The sequence below is a fragment of the Dyadobacter sp. HNCC25DJ187 genome, from assembly GCF_056895255.1.
In genome coordinates, this window is the sequence record NZ_JBXHAT010000001.1 from 1,587,486 (window position 1) to 1,611,206 (window position 23,721).

Genomic DNA, 23,721 nt, shown 5'->3' on the forward strand with positions numbered 1-23,721 from the left:
GCAACAGCAACAGGAAGTGGAGTGCAGTAACTGTATTTTCATAAATGCTAATTTATCTTGATTCGTCTGCAAATGTACAATCTGTTTTGATATATACTATATAAAATTGGTAGATTTTATAGAACTACTAAATAAATAATCACAAATCATTATATATCAATCATGTAAGCGAATTAATATTTTAAAAAAAATCGTAAAAAATGATAAAAAATAGCTCATAATTATAATTTGGCTTAAGAAATAAATGATAATCGGATAGCATAAAACCTATAATGGTCCACTCCTTTCTCATTGAAACAAAGACATCTTTTACCTGAAATAAAAAGATTCTCGCAACGCGCCTCGTTTAATTTCTTTCTGATCAGGTTAAGACAGGTCCGCAGAAATACAGTAATTTGCCATCAAATAATAGTATCCTATCGGCCACTCGCTTCAATAGCGACAGCACCATCACTTTACATTTTATGAAACTTACTTTACTGTCTGTCGCGACATTTTTAAGTTGTCTGACAGGTTTTGCACAAGAAAACAACAATACAAAACTTTGGTATGATAAACCCGCCAAGCATTGGGTAGAGGCACTTCCTGTTGGAAACGGACGTATAGGTACTATGGTTTTCGGAGGGGTTGAAAACGAATTACTTCAATTGAACGAAAGTACATTATGGTCTGGAGGACCGGTCAAAACCAAAGTAAATCCGGCTTCAGTAGATTATCTGCCCCAAGTACGTAAAGCTCTTCTGGAGGAACAGGACTACCAGAAGGCCAATGAGCTTACAAAAAAAATGCAGGGACTGTATACCGAATCCTACATGCCAATGGGCGACATCAGGATACTTCAGGATTTCAAAGGTGCAAAGCCCACTGCCTATTACCGTGACCTGAATATTGCCAATGCTACCGCAACAACCCGTTTCACAATAAACGGAACAGAATACAAAAGAGAAATTCTTACTTCCGCTCCTGACAATGTAATGCTGGTTCGGTTTACGGCTTCCAAACCCGGACAATTGAATTTTAAAGTTGCGGCAAGCAGCCAGCTGAAATATACATTGGAAGATTCAAAATCAAAAGAATTAATTGTGAAGGGGAAAGCTCCGGCACACGTAAACCCAAGCTACTATAACCCGAAGGATCAGCAACCTATTGTATATGACGATCCGTCAAGCTGCAATGGCCCAAGGTTTCAGTTTCGCATGAAAGCGGTAAATAAAGACGGACAAATTAGTACAGATACAAGCGGGATTACAATAAGTGGCGCCACGGAAGTTTTGCTGTATGTTTCAGCTGCAACGAGCTTTAATGGTTTTGATAAGTGTCCGGATAAAGATGGGAAAGATGAAAATGCGCTCGCCAAATCTTTTCTGGATAAAGCATTGAAAAAGGCCTACCCTGCCCTATACAAAGCTCACACGACTGACTATCAAACTTACTATAACCGGATGGTATTGGACATCCGGGATACTACCACTGGCAACCCTAACATCAAACTTCCTTCTGATGTCCGTCTGCAGCAATATTCAAAAGGAGATTACGATCCGGGTATTGAGATGTTGTATTTCCAGTTTGGTCGTTATCTGCTGATCTCGTCGTCACGTCCGGCACAATACGGCTTACCGGCAACGCCTCCTGCTAATTTACAGGGCATATGGAACAAGGAGCTTCGTGCCCCATGGAGCTCCAACTATACGATCAATATCAATACGCAAATGAATTACTGGCCCGCAGAAGTAACCAACCTCTCGGAAATGCACCTGCCGCTTATGAGCTGGATTAAGGACCTTTCTGAGACCGGCAAAGTGACTGCGAAGGAATTTTATGGCGCGAAGGGCTGGGTGGCCCACCACAATGCAGATATCTGGGGTCTGTCCAATCCCGTAGGTGACGTGGGTGCAGGTGATCCGGTGTGGGCCAACTGGTATATGGGCGGCAACTGGCTTTGCCAGCATCTATGGGAACATTACCGCTTTACCGGTGACAAGAAATTCCTTTTGGAAAAAGCATATCCGGTGATGAAGGAAGCAGCACTGTTCAGCATCGACTGGCTTGTGGAAGATAAAGACGGATACCTCGTCACTGCTCCTTCCACCTCTCCCGAAAACCTTTTCCTCGACGCAAATGGAAAACCCGCTTCAGTATCAGTAGCAACTACCATGGACATGTCCATTATCTATGATCTTTTTTCTAACCTGATCGATGCGGGAGAAGTATTGGGCAACGATGATTCGTTTAGAAAATTACTGATTGAAAAACGTTCAAAACTTTATCCATTAAAGGTTGGAAGTAAAGGACAGTTACTGGAATGGTATAAGGATTTCCCTGAAACAGATACGCTGCATCGCCACGTATCACACCTGTTCGGATTGCATCCCGGACGCCAGATATCGCCCGCAACACCTGAATTCTTCAATGCAGCCAAACGTACACTTGCCATTAGGGGTGATGCCGGAACGGGATGGAGTAAAGGTTGGAAGATCAACTTCTGGGCGAGACTCCTGGATGGAGATCACGCCTATACACTGATTCGTCAATTGATGCAATATGTGAACGCTGACGGCAGCTCAAAGGGCGGCGGAACGTATCCCAACTTTTTTGATGCACACCCGCCGTTCCAGATCGACGGAAACTTTGCCGGAACTGCGGGCATGTCGGAAATGCTGATTCAGAGTCATTTGAAAGAAATACAGCTTTTGCCTGCATTACCATCCGTCTGGAAAGAAGGTTCTGTAAAAGGACTCAGAGCACGCGGTGGATTTGAAGTAGATATAAAATGGAAGAACGGCAAATTGCTTTCTTCTGCCATCAAATCGCTTACTGGCGAGAACTGTGTGATTAAAACGTTGCAACCTGTTAAAATCACAGGAACGACAGCGAAGGAAGAAAAAACGGAATCGGGATTCGTGTATAGCTTTAAAACGCAGGTAGGAAAAATCTATCAGCTTACAGCACTTTGAAAATACATAAAAAGCAAAAATCTCCGCCATTCAGAACATCCTGATGGCGGAGATTTTTGCTTTGTTAAACTACAGATTCTTACGATTCAACTCCTTCACTGCATGATCCGCCGCACGTGCCGTCATGGCCATATAAGTGATGGAGGGATTCACACAACCTGACGAAACCATCGCAGCACCATCCGTGACAAATACATTTTTAGCTGCGTGTATCTGATTGTACTTATTGAGCACAGATGTTTTCGGATCTTTTCCCATACGGGCAGTGCCCATATCGTGAATACCCAGTCCGAGGTGCGTATCCTGTCTGTTATTCCCCGTGATGTTTTTAAATCCTGCCGCTTCCAGCATCTCCATCGCAGAGCGCATCATATCCTTTCTCATAGCGATTTCATTTTCGCCAAAAGCCGCATCAAACACGATTATCGGTACACCCCATTTATCTTTTTTCTCTTTGTCGAGGTACATCCTGTTATCCGGATTTGGCAATACTTCACCAAAACCTCCGAAGCCGATATTCCAACTTCCCGGACGCGTCAGATCTTCCTTAAAAGATGCACCGAAACCATTCTGGCCAATCCCTCTTTTCCAGTCGGCACGGCTAGCTCCTCCCTGATAGCCGTAACCGCGCAGAAAATCCTGCTTATCCCCTTTCCAGTTTCGGAAACGCGGAATATATAAAGCTGTAGGCCGTTGGCCGAATACGTAGTCATCGTTGAATCCTTCCACGGTAGCATTAGCCCCTGCTCCAAGATGATGATCCATAATATTGCGCCCCACCTGGTCGCTGTCGTTACCAAAGCCGTTCTGAAAGCGTCCTGATACTGAGTTGAGCATCAGTCCGGCTGTATTCATGGAACCTGCATTCAAAAAGACGATTTTAGAAAAGAACTCTTCTACTGCCATCGTATGCTGATTGATCACACGAACACCCTTTGCTTTCTGCGTTTTTTCATCATACAAGATCTCTGTAGCAATCGTATCGTGCAGTAGAGTAAGCCGATCCGTTTTTCGTGCTGCCGGAATGGAACCGGCGATGGAACTGTAATAACCTCCATAAGGACATCCACGGGCACATTTGCTTCTGTATTGACAAGCTGCACGACCCAGCGCCGTATGCCAGGATTGCGGTTGCGTGAGGTTCGCGATCCGTCCAATCGTAACCGGACGGTTCAAATTCTTTTTCATCTGATCACGGAAATGACGTTCCGGCGCATACATCGGCATTGGTGGGAGGAAATGTCCATCGGGCAGTATGTCCAAGCCTTCCTTTTGTCCGCTGATCCCGACAAACTTTTCAACATGGGTATACCAAGGTTCAAGATCCTCATAACGAATCGGCCAGTCAACAGCAATTCCTTCCTTCGCATTGGCCTCAAAGTCCTCCTTACACATCCTATACGACTGTCGTCCCCAATGCATCGATTTACCACCCGTATGATACGCCCTGATCCAGTCAAAAGGACGTTTTTCTATATAAGGATTCTTCTTATCATCTGTAAAGAATGGAGCTGTTTCTTCGTTCGCTAATGTACCAAAACGGCTGTTCGCCCAATATTCCTCAGCCGAATGAATAGAAACCTTGCCTCTGTGCTCAAAATCCCAGGGAGCCTTCATGGCTGTTTCATAGTCCTCACCGTGTTTGATCTCTCTGCCACGCTCTATCATCAAAACTTTTAATCCTCTCTCGGTAAGTTCTTTGGCAGCCATCCCGCCCGTCATACCCGATCCCACGACAATAGCGTCGAATGTATGCGTTTTACTGACTTGTAAATTTAAATTCATGATGATGATTTAGTAAGCGTAAGCTTTTTGACCTGGTTTCAGTTTGACTAGCTCGAGCCGGCCGGGAATAGGCACATAATCAAACGAACCTTTAATCCCCGCTTCCGAAGTAAAATACCCCAGTAATGTCAACTCCTTCATAAGCCTCCAGAACGGCAAACCTTTTGCAACCTCCTTCATCTGTTCACGATCATCATTATCGCCCATTTTGGTTTGTTGCACCTGGTATTCCTTCATCAACTCCACCGTTTGGGATTCCAGATCACCTATAGCCACCTCTTTTTGCTTCTTGTTAAGTGACAGGAACCGGTTCCGTTCCAATTCGCGCAACCCTTCCACAAAACTCTCCTGTTCCGGTTTTCGGTAACAGTCCTTCATCATCATCACTATAAATGTAGGTACTCCGGCATCTATAGCCCCAGGTGTATCGGTGCGTGGAATAATCATTTCCGCTATTTCGGAAACAATCTGCTCTTGAGACTTTGAGAGATTCGACCCGAACATCCCTGTATCTTTCTGCTCTCGCTCCTTCCAGGCCTCCATTGCCTGGAGCGTCGGAGCTGAAAAAGCACCGCCCAGCATAATGGCTACGCTCTTGAGTACTTCCCGTCTGTTCATCATATTGCTCAGCTGAATGGTGAGATTAAATAGTATTATAGCAAAGTATTTTTGTGCTTTAACAATTGTATAAAACACAAGTATTGCGTATTCTACCGGTTATATGTTTGAAGAATTTAATTATTGGATACACTTAACCCGCAAGGCTTCAGCGTAGATAGCTGTGAAATCCTAAGAAAAAGAAGAAAGGAAACTTGGATAGCCGGAAGCACCTCTGTCACATTAAATGAATTGTAAACTGCTTACATCGGACTGACAAGCATCCGATGAAACGGTTTAGTGCAATACTTTAAAAAGCAGATTGGTCAAGAATTCGGATGTAAACTCACTCTTATTCTGTGGATTCACATCAGTAAGTTTGGGTAAAAATTCACAAAAAAACTGTTGGTGATGGGCCGTTTCAATCAGCGTGCTACTCAGTGATAATGGATATGCGTATTCAGGATTGTAGGCGGTAATCGCTTCGGCGATCTTTGCACAAAGGTCTTTGTAAGGTTTGAAAACTTCATTTTTGTTGAATTCGCTTACTTCCTTCACCAGATACACCTTACTACTTTCAGCAATGACGATCTGATTGAGATACTTCTTATTATAATCCAATTGTCCGGAACTCTCAGGCAACTCGTGTGTGAGCAATTCTACAATCGTTTTTAGTTTCACTTTTCTATCGGCAACATTCTGCAATTTGAATTCCAACAGAAACTCCATATAACTCCAGTACCAGTTCAGAATATAGAGTAACAACCTGTGCTTGTTTTCAAAATAGCGGTAAATGGTTGCTTCTGTAGTATGAATCTCAACCGCAAGTTTCTTAAAAGTAAAATGTTCAAAGCCCAGCTCCTGAATCAGATCAATCGCACTTTTTACAATATGTTTACCTATCTCACTCTTTTCAGGATCCCGAAGATAGATATTCTCATTCAGGTGGAAAGTAAGTTGAAATTCCATGCCGCGTAAATAAAGTTTTTGCAAAGTTGCAAAATTTCTACGGACAAAAGTTAAAATATCATTAGAAATATTATAACTACTTTATGCAATAGTATTACTATTATTTTTCGTTACTAATGTTATATTTGTAGCAAAAAAACCGCTTCATGAAAAAAATGACTCCTTTACAAAGGCTTTGGAGCCTCATTAAGCTGGAAAAACCTGAGATCGTATCTATTTACTTTTACGCGATGTTGAGTGGACTGGTACAGCTGAGTGTGCCCGTCGGAATACAGGCAATTATTGGTTTTGTACTGGGAGCAGCTATGGTTACTTCCATATATGTGTTGATTTTTCTCGTAGTATTAGGTGTCGCAGCAGTAGGTATTTTTCAGATCAATCAAATGAAAATTATCGAAAAAATACAGCAGAAAATCTTTGCCCGTAATGCTTTCCAATTCGCAGATATCATTCCCCGCTTCGATCTTGTCAAAACAGATGATCTTTATCTCCCGGAAAAAGTAAACAGGTTTTTCGACACATTAAATGTTCAGAAAGGACTTTCAAAGTTGCTGCTCGACGTTCCCGTAGCCAGTATTCAGATTGTCTTCGGCTTACTTCTTTTAGGAATTTACCACACCTTCTTCATCATTTTTGGTCTGGTTCTCTTGCTGATCCTCTGGCTGATTTTTTATTGGACAGGACGCGATGGTCTGGATTCGAGTCTTGAAGAAAGTAAGTATAAATACAAGACAGTGGAATGGCTAACTGAAATGGCGCGTGTGATCAATCCCTTTAAAGTTAACCGCAACTCACATCTTAATCTTACCAAAACCGACAACTACGTAACAAGCTATCTGAACTCCCGTACGGACCACTTCAGAGTACTGCTATTCCAATATAAAACACTGGTTTTTTTTAAGGTTGCCATCACGTTGGCTATGCTCTCTGTGGGTACTTATCTTTTGCTCAGTCAACAATTAAATATCGGTGAATTTATTGCTGCTGAGATAGTTGTACTTACCGTATTGGCTGCTGTTGAGAAATTGATTGTCAGCCTGGAAAGCGTGTATGATGTGGTTACAGGGCTTGAAAAGCTTGCGAGCGTTACCGAAGGATTGACTGAAACCAACAACGGTATTGAACTTACGCAAGTTAAAAACGGACTTGATATTGAACTCAGTAACCTCACATTTGGCTTCCCCGACAGTCGTAAAATTGTTCAGAATCTGAGCCTGAAAATACCTGCCGGAAGCAGAATAGCCATCGTTACGGGAGAGTCAACGGGAAAATCTACCCTATTGAAACTTCTGGCCGGCGTATACCGCAATTTCGACGGCGTGTTCAACATCAATGATATTCCGCTTATCAACTACGAAACCAAGTCGCTCCGCAGCCATTATGGAATATACCTTAACCAGAAAGAGATCTTTGGCGGCAGTGTTTTTGACAATATCAGCATGGGCAATAAAGCTGTGACGCAGGAACATATCATAGATCTTGCACAGCAAACCGGCCTGATAGAATACATCAAGCAATTGCCTAAGGGGCTGGACACTCAGGTAAATGCGAATGGGAAAAAACTGGTTGGCCGTACGCTGAGAAGTATTCTGCTACTTCGCGCATTTGTTACCGAGCCGGAAGTACTGATCCTGGAAGAACCCTGGGATCATATGGATGGCGACACACGCGAACAACTGATAGCGTATCTTAAAAACAGGCCGGCTCATGTGACCGTAATCATTGCTACACAGGATAAGGAGTTCGCAGAGGAAAGTGACTACGTCCTCTCACTTCAGTCCGGATTTGTAAACATTACTAAAAATAAATAAGAATGGATCAGGCAAAATATCAGATTCCTTTGAGGTCCTTCGATCAGATATACCGTATCAATGAAGATAGCAAGGTGGTGAGATGGTCCTTTGTTTTTCTGTTGTTTCTACTGGCAATACTCTTTTTGCCGTGGACTCAGAATATCAAGGCGAAGGGAAATATAACAACGCTTTATCAGGAACAAAGAGCGCAGAATATCAACTCTCCGATTCCTGGAAAAATCGTAAAATGGGCTGTGAGGGAAGGAGAATTTGTGAAGAAGGGGGATACCATCATGCACATCTCCGAGATCAAGGAAGATTATCTCGATCCCAACCTCATCGGCCGTACCCGCCAGCAATTGGAAGCTAAAAAGGGGACTATTGAATATTACGGAAGAAAGGCTGAAACAGCATCTGTTCAAATGGAGGCATTAAAGACGTCTCAAAAGCTAAAAATTGATCAGCTTGATAATAAACTCAAACAACTTGATAATAAACTGGCTGCTGAAAAAGCTGAACTGGAAGCAGTTAACAATGAATTCGAATTAGCAAAAAATCAGTACGAGCGTCAGCAGAAAATGTATGAGGACGGACTTGTTTCTCAAACGCAGTTGCAACAGCGTAACCTTTCGTTTCAAAATGCTTTGGCCAAGCGTGTAATGGTTGAAAATAAGCTGGCTCAAACCCAGCAGGAAGTCATCAATACCCGCATCGAACAAAACAGTGTAATACAGGAATATGCCGAAAAAATCAGCAAGGTAGAAGGAGAGCGCTTTCAAAGTATGAGTAACGTCGCGACGGGTGAAGCTGAGGTTGCCAAGCTTGAAAATCAGGTGAGCAACTATATCATCCGCAACGACATGTATACAATTCTGGCACCCCAGGACGGGCAGGTTGTCCAGGCAAATAAAGCGGGTATCGGAGAGATATTGAAAGATGGCGAACGTATTGCCGTCATTGTTCCTACGCGGGTGCATTATGCTGTAGAAATGTATGTGGAACCGGTGGATTTGCCACTGGTGGGTGTGGGCCAGAAAGTTCGCTTCATGTTTGACGGTTTTCCGGCGATCGTATTCAGTGGATGGCCCAACAACAGCTATGGTACCTTCGGTGGTAAAATTGTTGCTTACGAAAACACCATTAGTCCAAACGGGATGTTCCGGGTACTGGTTGAGGAAGACAATACGGACAAAGACTGGCCGTCTCAGCTCAAGCTGGGGACTGGTGCTCAAGGCATTGCCTTATTAAAAGATGTTCCTGTCTGGTATGAATTATGGCGGAATATCAATGGTTTCCCACCAGACTATTATAATCTTCACGAGCAGAAGACTAACCAAAAAGTGAAAATCAAGTAATGCTACATATTCATAAAATTGTGTTTACGGTCGTGCTGCTGCTGGCCTGCATGCTATACACGCGTAGTGCAGGCCAGACCCGCGATTCCATACCTGAACTCAATGCAGAAGAGGTATTGGAAATAGTACGAAAGTATCACCCCGTTTCCCGACAGACGGACCTTCATATAGACCATGCACAGGCTGATTTGCTTGTTGCTCGCGGAGCATTCGATCCGGTGATCAGTGCCTATCTTTCCAAAAAAAGATTTGCCGGAACAGATTATTACCAGCAAACTTCTCCACAAATCACCATTCCTACCTGGTTTGGTGTTGAAATACAAAGCGGAATTGAAAATCTGAGGGGAAGCAGGCTAGACCCCACGATGACGGCCGGAAAATCCAGCTATATAGGCGTAACAGTTCCTCTCGCCAGAGATCTGCTCATGGATAAGCGAAGAGCTGCTTTGAAACAGGCGCGCATCTTCAGTACCATGGCTGTGACAGAACAGCGTGCCGTAGTGAACGACCTGCTGATGGACGCTATGGATGCGTATTGGCTATGGGTTCGCTCCTATCAAACCTATAAAGTAATTGAAAATACAGTTATCATTAACCAGCGAAGACTCGACCTGATACGTCAATCATTTCTGAATGGTGAAACTGCTGCAATTGACACGGTGGAGGCACTTACTCAGCTACAGAGTTTTCAATATCAACAAAACGAAAGGTGGCTGGAATTTCAAAATACAGGTCTACAATTGTCGGCTTACTTATGGACAAAAGATACGGAACCTTATGATCTTCCGGTTGCAGTTATTCCGCAGGATGGCTGGGAAAGTGAAGATGCGGTCAATAACTTCAATACAAGCCTGGATGAACTACTGACTGTAGCCAATAAAAGTCATCCGGAGCTTCAGATTTATGACTTTAAACTTGATGCACTTGATATTGAAAGGAAACTAAAATTCCAGATGCTCCTACCCAAAGCTGATTTTACGTACAATCATCTCAGCAAAGGCTATGGAGTAATCGACAATGAATACCTGACGCCTTTTTTTGACAATAATTACCGCTATGGATTCAAATTTGCACTTCCACTTCGTTTGTCGGAAGGACGTGGTGAATACAGAAAAGCGAAGATTAAAATCGAAACTACCAGGCTGGATTTTGACCAGAAAAGGCTTAATGTTCAGCTCAAGGTAAAAAGCTATTACAACGAACTGACCAACCTTCGCAGCCAGATTAATTTGCAAAGCAATAATTATCTGAACTATCAACGCCTGGTGCAGGCAGAAGAAGCCAAATTGGAAAGTGGGGAAAGTTCTCTTTTCCTGATCAATGCAAGGGAAAACAAAGCACTCGAAGCACAGCAAAAATTGCTTGAATTAAGGACAAAATATTTTAAAACGATTTACGCATTGCAATGGAGCGCAGGGTTACTGGCGTTGTAGCGCGCTCGGCCCGATTTACAGCCGGGTTAGGCGAGCAAGTGAATATCCAACCCTTACAGGGTTGCTGTGGCGATATTGAATATAGTGAATCCGGACTGCACCCCGAGCTACTCGTATTGAAGTCCTCAGGACTTCCTTCCATCATATAAAATCCAGGAGAAATTGATAAATCCGGCTGTGACAGAACACAGAATCCCGGAGGGATTGAATATGAATAACCCCGGGTAACGACCCGGGGCCGAATGGGAAAACAATCAAATTAACGCGCCCGCAAAAGGGGTTGAAAAACAAATTGTAACGCCATTAACGCACAACCGCCGTCCCCGTCAATTTAAACTGATACGGCCATTGCTCTTCCGGAGCCGGAGATTTCTGTCTGCCGAAAGGAATAGCCCAATGTTCTGCAGGCGCGCCACTCACCACTAACCAAAGATGTTCCGTGTCCTTGGGTACCGTAAAATGTGCTTCTCCCTCGGCATTTCTAAACACATCACTATACACACGATTCCCATTTTTCTTCTGTGCCAAAAAACCATAGCGCCATCCTGCCTTGTCCGCCTTTACTTTAGAATAACCATTGGCACCAGCTATTCCTTTAAAATTCAGATTTAGCTTTGTACCGGCATCAGGCACGAGTAATTGAATGCCATTATAACCATAATTCTGAGGGCAGTTAGTTGAATCCACTTTATACCAGCCATCACCTGCTTCGTTTAATTTAGTAGTATGTTGATTGGCGTACCTCGAAGCAACCTTTTCTACCCTTTTCAAATCCCAGGTAATGAACTTCCGGGATGCATCAAAAATTTCGTCGTTGAATTCTTCCTGATCCGTATCTGTAATCCGCTTGTATGTGGCCACAGGATCCTCTCCTTCCATTGTTTCCCGACAAAGTTTTCCAAAAAATTCCTTTCCATGCTTTTCCGACCAGTATTCCAATACGTAGGGGGAATGGTACATATTGGTAGGATGAAGAAAAGCATAATGTGTTTTCTTCATGAAGTTCACCAGGTGGTAATTTTCGAATGTCATCCATTCCGGATATACCTGCCAAAGCATGTATTGCGCAGACATTTCCATGATAGGCCCGCGCGGACCACGTTTGTTATCGGAACTTGCCATATATTGAAACGCATGTCCCAGTTCGTGCGCTAATGCTCCGTAAGGTGCTTTTGACATCCGTATAGCGGGTGTCCACAAAATCCCGATCTTATTTTCAACTCCACCTCCAAATGCAGTTTGCTCCTCTCCACCGAATACATAGAGGATCATTTTATACTGATCTGTCAACGAATGGCCTTTCTGAACAATTTTGAGCTCATTCACATAATAGTCATAAAACCTTTCACATTCTATCAGCGCGGCCCTGGGGTCAAATCGCACTTTTTCGTTTGGATTATTTGCAGGATCGTTTCCAAATTCCTTATTCCAAAAAATGGCAATATTGTCCGACTGAACCATCCGCTTGAAGCTATATTCACTACTGTCACTGGTATAGTCGTTACCATCAGGAACCTTCATGACCTTAGCCGGAATATACAGTTCTTTTTCTTTTGCTCTACTTTTGAGAGTATCTGGGGCATACGCCATTGCAGGCAATACAAACAGAGAGCTGACACAAAATATTGCCACAAAATACGTGAGAGTAATTTTAATCGCCATATGTGCTATAAAGGGAAAAAATGATTTATACCTTAAATATAACATTTCGCAAGAGCGTTGATTCTACCGCTCATGTATCGGTTAAAATCCGCGTTATATTGGTTAATCTCAGCCTTTTTTCAATCTGCACGAATTCTTCTACGATCCGGCTCGTTATAAGTAAACGTATATAAAATGTTATATTATTACATGGATGGCCATCCGGCCGGTATTAGCTTCAATGACAGATACAATCAGGGCGAGGAAGACAGGGTTTATCAGTAAATTGTTTTCGTTTACCATACTCCTTATTTATTTCAGCATACCGTCTTTTGCAGATGGATTTGGAAAAGTATCGCGCTATGGTATTCAGGAAGGTCTATCTTATGGTGTGGTCAATAGCATTGCACAGGGTAAGAGGGGATTTTTGTGGTTTGCCACCGGCGACGGCCTCAACCGATTCGACGGTCACAATTTCAAGGTGTACAAACATAATCCTCAGGATACGAACAGTATTGCAGGAAACTACGTCAAATCCATCCTGGCCGATCTCGATGGAAGCCTTTGGATATCATCCCGAAGCGGTATCAGCGAGTTGATCACCGGTCGTGAAAAATTTATCCGACATCTGCCATCTTCTCAAAAAAGAGGAATTAACGATGACGTCAGTGATATATCCAGGGCCCGAAATGGTGACTTATGGATTTCCCTGAATGGTTCGGGATTCGCTTCTCTTAATAAGAAGAATAAAAAATTCCGTTTTTATGATCGGAAAAACCTCCCCGGCTTAGGAACCAATTCCATTCTGAATGTTTTTGAAGATTCCCATGGTTTACTATGGCTGGGAACACGTGAAACGGGTATAGAGCTTTTTGAGACGGATGCACAAAGGAATCTGAGGAAATCCGCTATTGATTTCAGTATACTTCCCAAAGCGCGTATCAATCAGATTTTTGAGGATCATTTTAAGAATATATGGATCGCCTCAGCCAAGGGACTGTTTGTTTTCAGACGAAATGAAGGAAAATTTTATCAGGTCAGCCTCAATACATTTCACAGAAGTAATATTTTCTTGTCTTTACTGGAAAACAAAGCGGGTATGCTGTTTATTGGTGTGCAGGACGGTGGCATCTACAGTCTGGATCTGAATCGCTTCAACAGTAAGCCGGTATCAGCATACGCTTTCAATCTGGTAAAAAATACGCAAAACGAAGGAATTACCCAGAGATCCGTACAAACGATGTATCTGGATAAATACCAGAATATTTGGCTGGGCACTTATGGTGAAGGTGTGTATATGATTGGTAGTATTCCTGAGAAATTCACGCTGTTTCAGAAAAAAATCGCAGATTCCCGTGCTGAATCCTACCTCCGTTTCTACGGAATGTGTACCGATCGGGAAGGAAATCTCTGGCTTGGAACAGATGGTGACGGCATCTATAAGACAACTCCATCCGGACAATTGTTGAAGCACTATGCCGTGGATGGCAAACCCGGCAGCCTCACGGATGGTGCCATCATTGCTGCACACCGCGACAGACAAGATAACTTATGGTTTGGAAGTTATTCCAAAGGTTTGTTCCTGTACAACGCTGGCAATGATTCTTTCACCAGATTTTCAAGTAATGCCGCCCAACCCGGAAGCTTGCCGGTGAACGATGTGCGCGTGGTTTACGAGGATTCAAAAAACAGACTTTGGGTAGGAACAAATGGAGGCGGTTTATGTCTGCTGGACCGAAAGTCAGGCAATTTCAGACAATTCATTCCAGGTAACAGCAGTATCAATGCCAATGATGTACGGGCAATAGCTGAAGATAAAAAAGGTAATCTCTGGATTGGTACTTATGGTGGCGGACTTAATTACCTGAATACCCAAACGATGCGCTTCACACAATTTTTCAATAGTACCCGACACGGATTCCTGATCTCCAACCGCATCATTTTCTCACTGTACCTGGATAGGCAGGATAGGTTGTTTATCGGCACCGAAGGAAATGGGTTGATCATCTACGATATCCCGGGTAAAAATGTAAAGCGATACAACGAAATGAACGGGCTGGCAAATAATGTAATCAACTCAATTCAGCCTGAGAACGAGAATCGTATCTGGATCAGCACGAATACAGGACTGTCTTTGATCGACATGAATACAAAACGTGTTGAGAATTTTGACCATGGTGATGGACTGCAAGCCGGGCAATTCAACCCAAATTCGGTTCTGGCTGGCCCTGATAATACATTTTTATGCTTTGGAGGTACAGAAGGATGGAATATTTTTAATCCGGGTGACATCCATTTATCTGCTTATAAACCACCGGTGCTGATCACCGGTTTACAACTTTTTGGTAAAGAAGTTGAGGTGGGCAGTAAACAAAATGGCCGTATCATTCTTGAAGAACAAATTGGCCCGTCATCGTCCATCACGCTCAAACCGGATGAATCCGTTTTTTCAATTCAATACACGGCACTCAATTATGCTTATCCCGAGAAAGGTCAGTTTGCTTATAAACTGGACGGTCTGGATCACGATTGGAACTATGTAAAAAACGAGCGTACTGCCACCTACCGGTACTTGTCTCCTGGTGAATATACATTCAGAGTAAAAGCGTCCAATCAGGATGGAGTATGGTCAGACGCGCAAAGTACACTCAGAATCCGCATCCTGCCCCCTTGGTATGAGACATGGTGGGCCATGGTTTTGTATATGCTCGTTTTAGGGCTATTGATCTATTATTATCAGAAATATAAAAGCAGACAGGCCTCGTTAAAATATGAGGTACGTCTCGCACAGCTGGAATCGCAAAAAGAAAAGGAGCTCAACGAACGAAAGATTTCCTATTTCACCCATATTTCTCACGAATTCCGAACGCCGCTTACGCTGATCATCAATCCGGTAAAGGAATTACTTCTTAAACAGGAAGGTGACAACAATGCAAGTCTGAATATTATTTACAGGAATGCGAAAAGATTGCTTAGCCTGGTAGATCAGCTTCTGCTTTTTCGTAAAGCAGATCAGAAGCACAATGAGCTCAACCTTGGCGTACATCACATACCCACTTTGGTGAAAGAAGTTTTTTCTTACTTTTTGCATCAGGCCGAACAAAAACAAATTCGGTATGAATTACTATGTGAAAATGAAAATCTGGAAATGTCGGTCGACAGTGAGAAATTGGAGATAGCGCTGTTTAACCTTATTTCGAATGCCATCAAGTTTACACCTGATCACGGAGACGTGCTGGTACATTTGAAGGAAAGTCATGGTCAGGTCCAGATTACAGTGACAGATAGCGGAATAGGTATACCAGCTGAAGCCGGGGATAGCATTTTTTCTGTTTTTGACCAGTACCATGATAAAAGAGTGCTGTCCAAGGGAGGCTTTGGAATAGGGCTGTTTCTTGCCAAAACGTTTGTAGAAAATCATTTTGGAACGCTGGCATATGCCCCTAACCCATCAGGAGGCACCATTTTTACATTATCATTACCCAAAAAACATCCTGACCTGATAGTAGAAAAGAAACCGGATGATGTACGTCACCGCTCCTCCGTTTTTCTTGAGGAGCTATCGCTGCCGGATGAGGATCGCGACCGTTCTGCAAGAATAAAACTCGCCCGGCCTGTGAGAGAGGAGCTCAATGCCAAAATGGAGACCATGCTGATTGTAGATGATGACTTAGAAATGAGAAAGTATTTGTCGGTCATTTTTGGTAATCAATATCAGTTGCTTGAAGCTGACAGCGCGGAACTTGGTCTGGAAATGATCAAAAAACATACCCCGGATATTGTACTCAGCGATGTGATGATGGGCGGCATGACGGGCATTGAAATGTGTGAACGCATGAAGCAGGATATTTCTGTAAGTCATATTCCGGTTGTACTTCTTACAGCAAGCTCGTCTCAGGAATCCCGTTTAAGAGGCATCGAGGGCGGAGCAGACGAATACCTCAGTAAACCTTTTGATAAGGATTTACTCGTGGCTAGGGTGGCTTCTCTGCTCAAAAGCCGCAATGATCTGCAGAAGTATTTTTATAACGAAATTACATTGCAGTCCGGTGATTCGAAGATATCGCCTGAGTACAAAGAGTTTCTTGAAAAGTGTATATCGATTGTGGAACAGCATATCACAAATCCCGAATTCAACATCAAAATGCTGGCATCAGAAATTGGTATGAGCCACTCAACTCTGTACAACCGGATCAAGTCAATTTCCGGCCAGTCGACTAATGGTTTTATCAGGTTCATCAGATTGAGACGGGCAGCCGAAATTTTGATCAGTACCGACACCACGATACTCGAAACATCGGAACAAGTAGGCATCAACGACGTTAAATATTTCCGGGAACAATTCACGGCTCTCTTTGGTATGAAGCCATCAGAATATATAAAAAAATACAGAAAACCATTTCATGAGCGGCATTCCCTCAACAAGGATATTTTCAAATCTAAATAAAAAATTTGTGACCATTTTTTGAAATATGTTTAGCTAAAAATGCCCGATTCTAATAGGATCGGGCATTTTTGTTGATATACCCCCTCTTTATTGTGAAAATACCCCCTCTTTGTAACATTTAAATAATCCTACTTTTGATCGATCAGTTTATAAAACTCCCCACCCTTTTCAGCTCCTGGTATTATTTCAAGATTCGCCTTATTCCATGCGGATCGGTATGAATGTGAGCTGAAAAAACAAGGATAATCCAAGACTGTTTACCAGACCAAATTTTAACTATCAACCAAATTCAAGTATGAAAAAAAGTTTTCATAAACATGCTGAATTCCTTCGGCTGTATTACGAAAAAATAAAAGTGGCAGGGATGTTCCTGATGCTGCTTTCAGTGCTTTCTACGTTCTCTTACGGACAAACTTTGTCGGTAAGCGGAGTAGTGACGGGTGACAATGGAGAGACACTTCCCGGAGCCAGTGTGATACTGAAAGGGACCACCACAGGAACAACTACAGACGTAGATGGAAAGTATACATTGAACCTTCCGGACGGAAGCGGTACACTTGTATATACCTACATTGGATACATTGCTCAGGAAATGGCAGTGGGCAATCGAAGTCAGATCGATATAAAACTTGAGACGAATGACAAAACCCTGGACGAACTTGTTGTGGTAGGTTACGGCACTCAAAAGAAAGCCACGCTTACAGGTTCTGTATCTGAACTGAAAGGAGCTGATATTGTAAAAAGTCCCCAGCCTAACGTATCCAACTCATTGGCAGGACGTTTTTCTGGTTTCGTTGCCAACAACCGTGGTGGTGAGCCGGGGTATGATGGTTCCAGCTACACAATCCGTGGTTCTGCTTCAACAGGAAATAATGATGTATTGGTTGTTGTAGACGGTATTCCTGGCCAGGTGGGTGGTTTGGATCGTCTTGATCCGAATGATATCGAAAGTATTTCTATCCTGAAAGATGCATCGGCCGCGGTATACGGAAGCCGTGCTGCAAACGGGGTAATACTTGTCACTACAAAGCGCGGAACAACGGGTAAGCCGGTTATCTCATACAGCTTTAACCAGGGATTCTCCTCCCCTACCCGTTTGCCTAAAATGGCAAACGCAGCGACTTATGCTACGATCATGAATGAGATCGACTATTACAACAATCCTGCAGGAGGAATGAACCAGTTCTATTCTGCAGATGAGATCGAGAAATTCAGAAACGGTTCTGATCCTATCAATTACCCGGATACAGACTGGCAAAAAGTAGCGTTGAAAAACTTCGCGCTGCAAAACCAGCATAATCTGGGTATTAACGGTGGTACCGAAAATGTAAAATACTATGTGTCTCTGGGTACGATCTATCAGGATGCCCTTTACAGAAACTCTGCAACGAAGTACAAGCAGTATAACTTCCGTTCAAATATCGATGCGAACGTCACCAAGGATTTCAAAGTAAGTCTTGGATTAAACGGCCGTCAGGAAAACAGAATGTTCCCGGTATCATCTGCAGAGAATACCTTCCGTTCTATCTACCGCGCCTATCCGACACTGATCGACCGTTATCCGAATGGATACTATTCCACAGGGGTTGAAAACAGTAATCCGGCGGTATTAGGAACTGATATGGGAGGAACAACCAACAACCCAACTTCGATTTTCAACGGTATTTTGAGAGCGAGCTATAATCTGCCATTTGTAAGCGGATTATCGGTGGATGGTTTTTACTCGGTGGATAAGTCTTTCAACTTCACCAAAACATTTGCTATTCCTTACACGCTTTACAACTACAACGAGGTCACTGACTCCTACTCACAAACTGTAACAGGTGGATCTGCCGGAAAAGCATCGTTGTATCAGAAACAGGTGAACCTGACCAATATTACACAGCATATCCGTTTGAATTACCTGAAAAGCATAGGCAAGCACAACATTAATACATTTGTTGCCTACGAGCAGAATAAGAGAAATGAGATCATTTTTGATGCAAACCGTATCAATTTCCCTACTGCGTCTACGCCCGAATTATCTCAGGGTGGTGCAGCAGCTACGGATAGAAACAACAGCGGTAGCACCATCAACTTCACAAGAAAAAGTTATATCGGTAGATTCGCCTACGACTACAATGAAAAGTATCTGGCTGAGGTTCAGGCACGTGTTGATGGGTCTTCGATCTTCCCAAGAGGTAAACAATATGGTTTCTTCCCGTCGGTTTCTGCTGGTTACCGTATCTCTGAAGAAGACTGGTTCAAAAGCAGTGTACGTTTCATAGATGATTTGAAATTCCGCGCTTCTTATGGTTCATTGGGTAATGACAATGTAGGCCAGTTCCAGTTCTACAACAACTACACTTTTGTAAACCAATACGTTACAGGAGCAAATGTAATCACACCTGGTATCGACCTTACCAAATTGGCTAACCCGAACATTACCTGGGAGAAATCCAACAAGCTTGATATCGGTTTGAACGCTGTATTCCTGAAAAACTTCAATATCGAAGTAATCTATTTTGATCAGAAACGTTCGGATATTCTTGCGACACGTAATGCATCTATACCGAATACATCTGGTATTGTGAATCCACACGGATCTGACGCATTAGTACCAAGTGAAAACATCGGAAAAGTAAACAATAGTGGATTTGAAGCTACACTGGGCTACAACCATTCCGGTAAATTCCGTTACAATATCTCTGGGAACGTAACTTACGCAAAAAGCAAGATCATCTTTAAAGACGAAGCACCAGGTACGCTGGATTACCAAAGAGAAACCGGAAACCAGCTTAATACCTATCTGCTTTACAATACGCTCGGCATTTTCCGCACCCAGGAACAGCTTGATGCTTACCCACACCTGAAAGGTGCACAGATTGGTGACCTGATCCTTGAAGATTTTAACGGAGACGGAGAAATCACTGCTGATGACAAAGTAAGAACCCAATATGGTAACATCCCATTGCTTACCTACGGTGTTGTTTTCAATGGAGGATACAAGGCATTTGATATGTCGATCGTCTTTGCAGGACAAGGGATGGTGAGCCAATATGTACTCCCTGAATCCGGACAAGTGGGTAACTTCTACAGCAGCTGGGCAGACAACAGATGGAGTCCTACAAATCCTGAGGGAACCTACCCACGTGCTGACACCCGTGCATCTTCATCGATCAATGGTGGACTGAACCAAAACAACTTCTGGTTGAACAATGCATCATTCCTACGTCTTAAAAATGTGGAATTCGGTTATACACTACCGAAAGATGCGCTATCGAAGCTCAAAATTCAGTCGCTAAGAGTTTATGCAAGCGCTTTCAACCTGTTCACCATCACAGGCGTGAAAGATTTCGATCCGGAAGGAAGCCAGGGAAGTGGTCAGTTCTATCCTCAGCAGCGTATTCTGAACCTTGGATTAAACATCAAGTTTTAATTGAAAAGAATCAAAATGAAGTATATCAAGAAAATAGCCGTTTCATCAGCACTTGCTGCATCGTTGTTTATGGTATCCTGCCAGGAGAATTTCCTGGACGTAGTACCCACTGACCGTGTTTCCGATGCAGCCATTTTGTCTGACTCCGTTTTGTTTGAAGCTTTTGTACTGAACAGATACATGGGCACAAGACTTACCGATAAAGAAGCCGAAGGAACTAACCCGGGCTTCGGACGTGGTTTCGAATACGCCATGTGGTCATCATTGACGGATGAGTCCATCTACAACAATGACGACAATACGTGGCTCATCCAACGCGGACAAATTGCTCCGGAAAATACCGGTATCGCCGGCACTTTCTGGGGAAGAAGCTACCGCAGTATTCGTGAGATCAATTATGCACTGGCAAATCTGGATCAGGTGCCAATGAGCCAGGGTAAAAAGAATATGTTGAAAGGCGAATTGCATTTCCTACGTGCATTCCGTTACCATGATCTGATCCGCAATTACGGAAGTGTGGTGTTGATGGGCGACAAAGTAACCCAGATCAGCGACGACCTGACAAGTCAGGATCTCTTCAACCGCTCGGATATCAAAGCAGGAATTGACTACGTGTCTGCCCAGCTTGACGAAGCCATTGCTCTGCTTCCAGCTGCTAATGATAATAACAACTGGAAACTAGGCCGTGCTACAAAAGGTGCTGCTATGGCACTTAAATCCAGAATATTGCTTTATGGGGCCAGTCCGCTTTACAACAACGCCGCTACATGGGCACAGGCTGCCGCTGCAGCAAAAGCGGTAATGGATCTGAACCAATATAGCCTTTATACAGGAGGTTACCGAAATCTGTTTCTGACCAACGACAATCCCGAAATCATATTCGGACGTTTATACGCTATTGGTGCGCGCCACGTGTGTCTGGAAATAGCCAACGGTCCTAACAGTTACAATGCCTGGGGAGGAAATGTACCTCTTCAAAACCTTGTGGATGATTACGAGATGAAAGATGGTACCAGAATTACAGATGCCAATACAACCTACGATCCGCAAAATCCGTATCTGAACCGTGATCCGCGCTTCTATGCAACGATCCTTTACAATGGTGCTCCTTACCGGAACAGCGTTATTGAAACTTTCACCCCAGGTGGAAAAGATAGTAAGGATGGTCCGTCAAACTGGAACACGTCAAGAACGGGATATTATCTGAAGAAATTTATGAATGATAACCTTCCTATTGATAACCCATGGGACGTAGCAGGAACACAAACCTGGATCTATTTCCGTTATGCTGAAATTCTTCTGAACTATGCGGAAGCTCAAAATGAAGCAAGCGGTCCGGATGCAACTGTGTATGCAGCTGTTAATGCAGTAAGACAACGTACAGGCGTAAACATGCCGGCTCTGCCAGCAGGGCTTACTCAGACTCAGATGCGCGAGCGTATTCATAATGAAAGAAGAATTGAGCTAGCATTTGAAGAACACCGTTTCTACGATGTACGCCGTTGGAAAACGGCTCCTGTAAAAGAAAACGTACCAGCTTATGGTATTGAGATCACAAGGAGTGGAAACAACTATGTCTATAGAAGAAAAGAAGCACTTACAGGTAAAAGTTTTGTTGAGAAACAATACTGGCTGCCAATTCCTCGGGCGGAAATACAAGCTTCCAACAATAAGTTAACTCAGAATCAGGGTTACTAAGTATTTATCACCAAAGCCCTTTTCCAAAACCAGGAAAAGGGCTTTTTTTAAACCCCTAAACCATGTCTTTTATCTATATCCCCTGCCGCATTCTCCTGCTGGCTGGCATTACTGCACTGTTTTTTGCTTGTAAAGGCTCAGAAACAGGTCTTAAAAACCAAGAAAGCGAGAATGTCATCACACTCACTATTAATCCCAACAATACATTTCAAACCATTAATCACTTTGGAGCTTCAGACGCCTGGTCCGGGCAATTTGTAGGAAACTGGCCTGATGCCAAAAGAAACGCCATTGCAGATTTACTTTTCAGTCGGGAAAGCGGTTCCGATGGGCAGCCAAAAGGAATTGGGTTGTCGTTATGGCGGTTCAATATCGGAGCTGGTACTGCCGAACAGGGTGCACAAAGCGGAATTGGTGATGAATGGCGCAGAGCCGAATCGTTTTTAAATGAGGATGGCACCTATGACTGGAACAAACAGGCAGGTCAGGTCTGGTTTCTGAATGCAGCCAAAGAACGTGGCGTTAACGAATTTTTAGCATTTCCAAATAGCCCTCCGGTGCAGTTTACCATCAATAAAAAAGGATATGCTGACAACGGTAAAAGCAACCTGGCCCCCATCAATTTTCCGAAATTTGCAACTTTTCTGGCTGATGTAGTTGCGGGAGTAAAAAACAAAACGGGCATAACATTCAATCACATCAGCCCGGTGAACGAGCCACAATGGGATTGGAGTGATGGCGGACAGGAAGGAACGCCATTTTACAACAATGAAATTGCCCAAATCACCAAAGCTCTCAGCTCAGCATTAACCAGCCAGAACCTGCCTACCAAAATAGATATAGCGGAAGCGGGTCAGATCGATTACCTGTATTCTGAATTCAACAAACAGGATCGTCAGAATCAGATTTATGCTTTCTTTGATAAGGCCTCTTCTAACTATGTTGGAGATCTGCCAAATCTGTCCAAAAGTATTTCAGGACATAGCTATTTCACAACTTCTCCTTTCCGGAGTGCCGCAGAAAAAAGAGTAAAGCTGGCGGAAAAAATCAAATCTGTGGACGGATTAAAATACTGGATGTCCGAATATTGCATTCTTGGCGAAAACGATGGAGAAATCAACGGCAATGGCAAGGACCTGGGAATAGATCCGGGGATTTATGTGGCCAAAGTGATTCACAACGATCTGGTCAACGCACAAGCATCAGCGTGGCATTGGTGGATTGCGATTTCCCCGTATGATTACAAAGACGGTCTTATTTATATCGATAAAAATAAAACAGACGGTGATTTCCAAAGTTCCAAAATGCTGTGGGCATTGGGACAGTTTAGCCGTTTTGTTCGCCCCGGCGCTCTTCGCACAGAGATTATTTCAAACAGGCCAGAGAATGATCTTCTGATCTCATCCTACAAAAATGTGAACGGTGAACTGGTTACGGTATTGATTAATTCCGGCACCCAAGCCAGAGATATAGCGATCAAAACAAGAGAGAGTAATATGAAGATCACAAAAGGGTACCAGACTTCAGCAACTTTGGACATGGCTCCTTTCGACATAACATCTGCTGCATCGGGCTTGAAAGTTGGCCCTAGAAGTATTGTCACATTAATAGGGACTGTGCAATAGAGCTCT

12 protein-coding genes are annotated in these 23,721 nt (G+C 43.3%); 8 read left to right on the top strand and 4 right to left on the bottom strand.

What is annotated here, in order from left to right; all coding sequences use genetic code 11:
- Positions 1–464: 464 nt before the first annotated feature.
- Positions 465–2,954, top strand: coding sequence for a glycoside hydrolase family 95 protein (locus tag AC1XUE_RS06625; protein WP_483355150.1), 2,490 nt, complete (start codon positions 465–467; stop codon positions 2,952–2,954).
- A 69-nt stretch (positions 2,955–3,023) separates the two neighbouring features.
- On the opposite strand, the gene AC1XUE_RS06630 is transcribed toward AC1XUE_RS06625, so the two are convergent.
- From AC1XUE_RS06630 to AC1XUE_RS06640, 3 genes are all read right to left on the bottom strand, one after another.
- Positions 3,024–4,739, bottom strand: a complete 1,716-nt coding sequence (locus AC1XUE_RS06630) for a GMC oxidoreductase (RefSeq protein WP_483355151.1) — start codon at positions 4,737–4,739, stop codon at positions 3,024–3,026.
- Positions 4,740–4,748: 9 nt separating this feature from the next.
- A complete protein-coding gene (locus AC1XUE_RS06635) occupies positions 4,749–5,360 on the bottom strand; it encodes a gluconate 2-dehydrogenase subunit 3 family protein (protein ID WP_483355152.1) in 612 nt (203 codons plus the stop codon).
- 273 nt (positions 5,361–5,633) lie between these two features.
- Complete coding sequence (locus AC1XUE_RS06640) at positions 5,634–6,305, bottom strand: TetR/AcrR family transcriptional regulator (RefSeq protein WP_483355153.1); 672 nt, start codon at positions 6,303–6,305, stop codon at positions 5,634–5,636.
- 146 nt (positions 6,306–6,451) lie between these two features.
- Here AC1XUE_RS06640 and AC1XUE_RS06645 point away from each other — a divergent pair, with 146 nt between their 5' ends.
- The 3 genes from AC1XUE_RS06645 to AC1XUE_RS06655 are packed head-to-tail and all read left to right on the top strand — an operon-like array spanning position 6,452 to position 10,886.
- Positions 6,452–8,116 carry a peptidase domain-containing ABC transporter gene (locus AC1XUE_RS06645; protein WP_483355154.1) on the top strand — a complete coding sequence of 555 codons (1,665 nt, stop codon included), beginning with the start codon at positions 6,452–6,454 and terminating at the stop codon, positions 8,114–8,116.
- Between the two features lie 2 nt (positions 8,117–8,118).
- Positions 8,119–9,453 (top strand): HlyD family secretion protein, encoded by a 1,335-nt coding sequence (locus AC1XUE_RS06650; protein ID WP_483355155.1) that lies wholly within the window; start codon positions 8,119–8,121, stop codon positions 9,451–9,453.
- Positions 9,453–10,886, top strand: coding sequence for a TolC family protein (locus AC1XUE_RS06655; RefSeq protein WP_483355156.1), 1,434 nt, complete (start codon positions 9,453–9,455; stop codon positions 10,884–10,886). The genes AC1XUE_RS06650 and AC1XUE_RS06655 overlap by 1 nt, the downstream gene beginning before the upstream one ends.
- A gap of 303 nt (positions 10,887–11,189) precedes the next feature.
- Here the strand turns inward: AC1XUE_RS06655 and AC1XUE_RS06660 are convergent, their stop codons facing one another.
- A complete protein-coding gene (locus AC1XUE_RS06660) occupies positions 11,190–12,476 on the bottom strand; it encodes a DUF6055 domain-containing protein (protein WP_483355157.1) in 1,287 nt (428 codons plus the stop codon).
- 292 nt (positions 12,477–12,768) lie between these two features.
- On the opposite strand from AC1XUE_RS06660, the gene AC1XUE_RS06665 reads away from it, so the two are divergent.
- The 4 genes from AC1XUE_RS06665 to AC1XUE_RS06680 all read left to right on the top strand — a co-directional run bounded on the left by AC1XUE_RS06665 (position 12,769) and on the right by AC1XUE_RS06680 (position 23,715).
- On the top strand, positions 12,769–16,974 hold the full coding sequence (locus tag AC1XUE_RS06665; RefSeq protein ID WP_483355158.1) for a two-component regulator propeller domain-containing protein: 4,206 nt from the start codon (positions 12,769–12,771) through the stop codon (positions 16,972–16,974).
- A gap of 295 nt (positions 16,975–17,269) precedes the next feature.
- Positions 17,270–20,392, top strand: a complete 3,123-nt coding sequence (locus AC1XUE_RS06670) for a SusC/RagA family TonB-linked outer membrane protein (protein WP_483355159.1) — start codon at positions 17,270–17,272, stop codon at positions 20,390–20,392.
- 15 nt (positions 20,393–20,407) lie between these two features.
- Complete coding sequence (locus tag AC1XUE_RS06675; protein ID WP_483355160.1) at positions 20,408–22,090, top strand: RagB/SusD family nutrient uptake outer membrane protein; 1,683 nt, start codon at positions 20,408–20,410, stop codon at positions 22,088–22,090.
- Positions 22,091–22,152: 62 nt separating this feature from the next.
- Positions 22,153–23,715, top strand: a complete 1,563-nt coding sequence (locus AC1XUE_RS06680) for a glycoside hydrolase (RefSeq protein ID WP_483355161.1) — start codon at positions 22,153–22,155, stop codon at positions 23,713–23,715.
- The last annotated feature ends 6 nt before the right edge of the window (positions 23,716–23,721 follow it).

What these genes read in the sequence shown, in the direction of transcription:
- AC1XUE_RS06625 (WP_483355150.1), top strand. Translation starts at nt 465, where the DNA reads ATGAAACTTACTTTACTGTCTGTCGCGACATTTTTAAGTTGTCTGACA.
- AC1XUE_RS06630 (WP_483355151.1), bottom strand. Translation starts at nt 4,739, where the DNA reads ATGAATTTAAATTTACAAGTCAGTAAAACGCATACATTCGACGCTATT.
- AC1XUE_RS06635 (WP_483355152.1), bottom strand. Translation starts at nt 5,360, where the DNA reads ATGATGAACAGACGGGAAGTACTCAAGAGCGTAGCCATTATGCTGGGC.
- AC1XUE_RS06640 (WP_483355153.1), bottom strand. Translation starts at nt 6,305, where the DNA reads ATGGAATTTCAACTTACTTTCCACCTGAATGAGAATATCTATCTTCGG.
- AC1XUE_RS06645 (WP_483355154.1), top strand. Translation starts at nt 6,452, where the DNA reads ATGAAAAAAATGACTCCTTTACAAAGGCTTTGGAGCCTCATTAAGCTG.
- AC1XUE_RS06650 (WP_483355155.1), top strand. Translation starts at nt 8,119, where the DNA reads ATGGATCAGGCAAAATATCAGATTCCTTTGAGGTCCTTCGATCAGATA.
- AC1XUE_RS06655 (WP_483355156.1), top strand. Translation starts at nt 9,453, where the DNA reads ATGCTACATATTCATAAAATTGTGTTTACGGTCGTGCTGCTGCTGGCC.
- AC1XUE_RS06660 (WP_483355157.1), bottom strand. Translation starts at nt 12,476, where the DNA reads ATGGCGTATGCCCCAGATACTCTCAAAAGTAGAGCAAAAGAAAAAGAA.
- AC1XUE_RS06665 (WP_483355158.1), top strand. Translation starts at nt 12,769, where the DNA reads ATGACAGATACAATCAGGGCGAGGAAGACAGGGTTTATCAGTAAATTG.
- AC1XUE_RS06670 (WP_483355159.1), top strand. Translation starts at nt 17,270, where the DNA reads ATGAAAAAAAGTTTTCATAAACATGCTGAATTCCTTCGGCTGTATTAC.
- AC1XUE_RS06675 (WP_483355160.1), top strand. Translation starts at nt 20,408, where the DNA reads ATGAAGTATATCAAGAAAATAGCCGTTTCATCAGCACTTGCTGCATCG.
- AC1XUE_RS06680 (WP_483355161.1), top strand. Translation starts at nt 22,153, where the DNA reads ATGTCTTTTATCTATATCCCCTGCCGCATTCTCCTGCTGGCTGGCATT.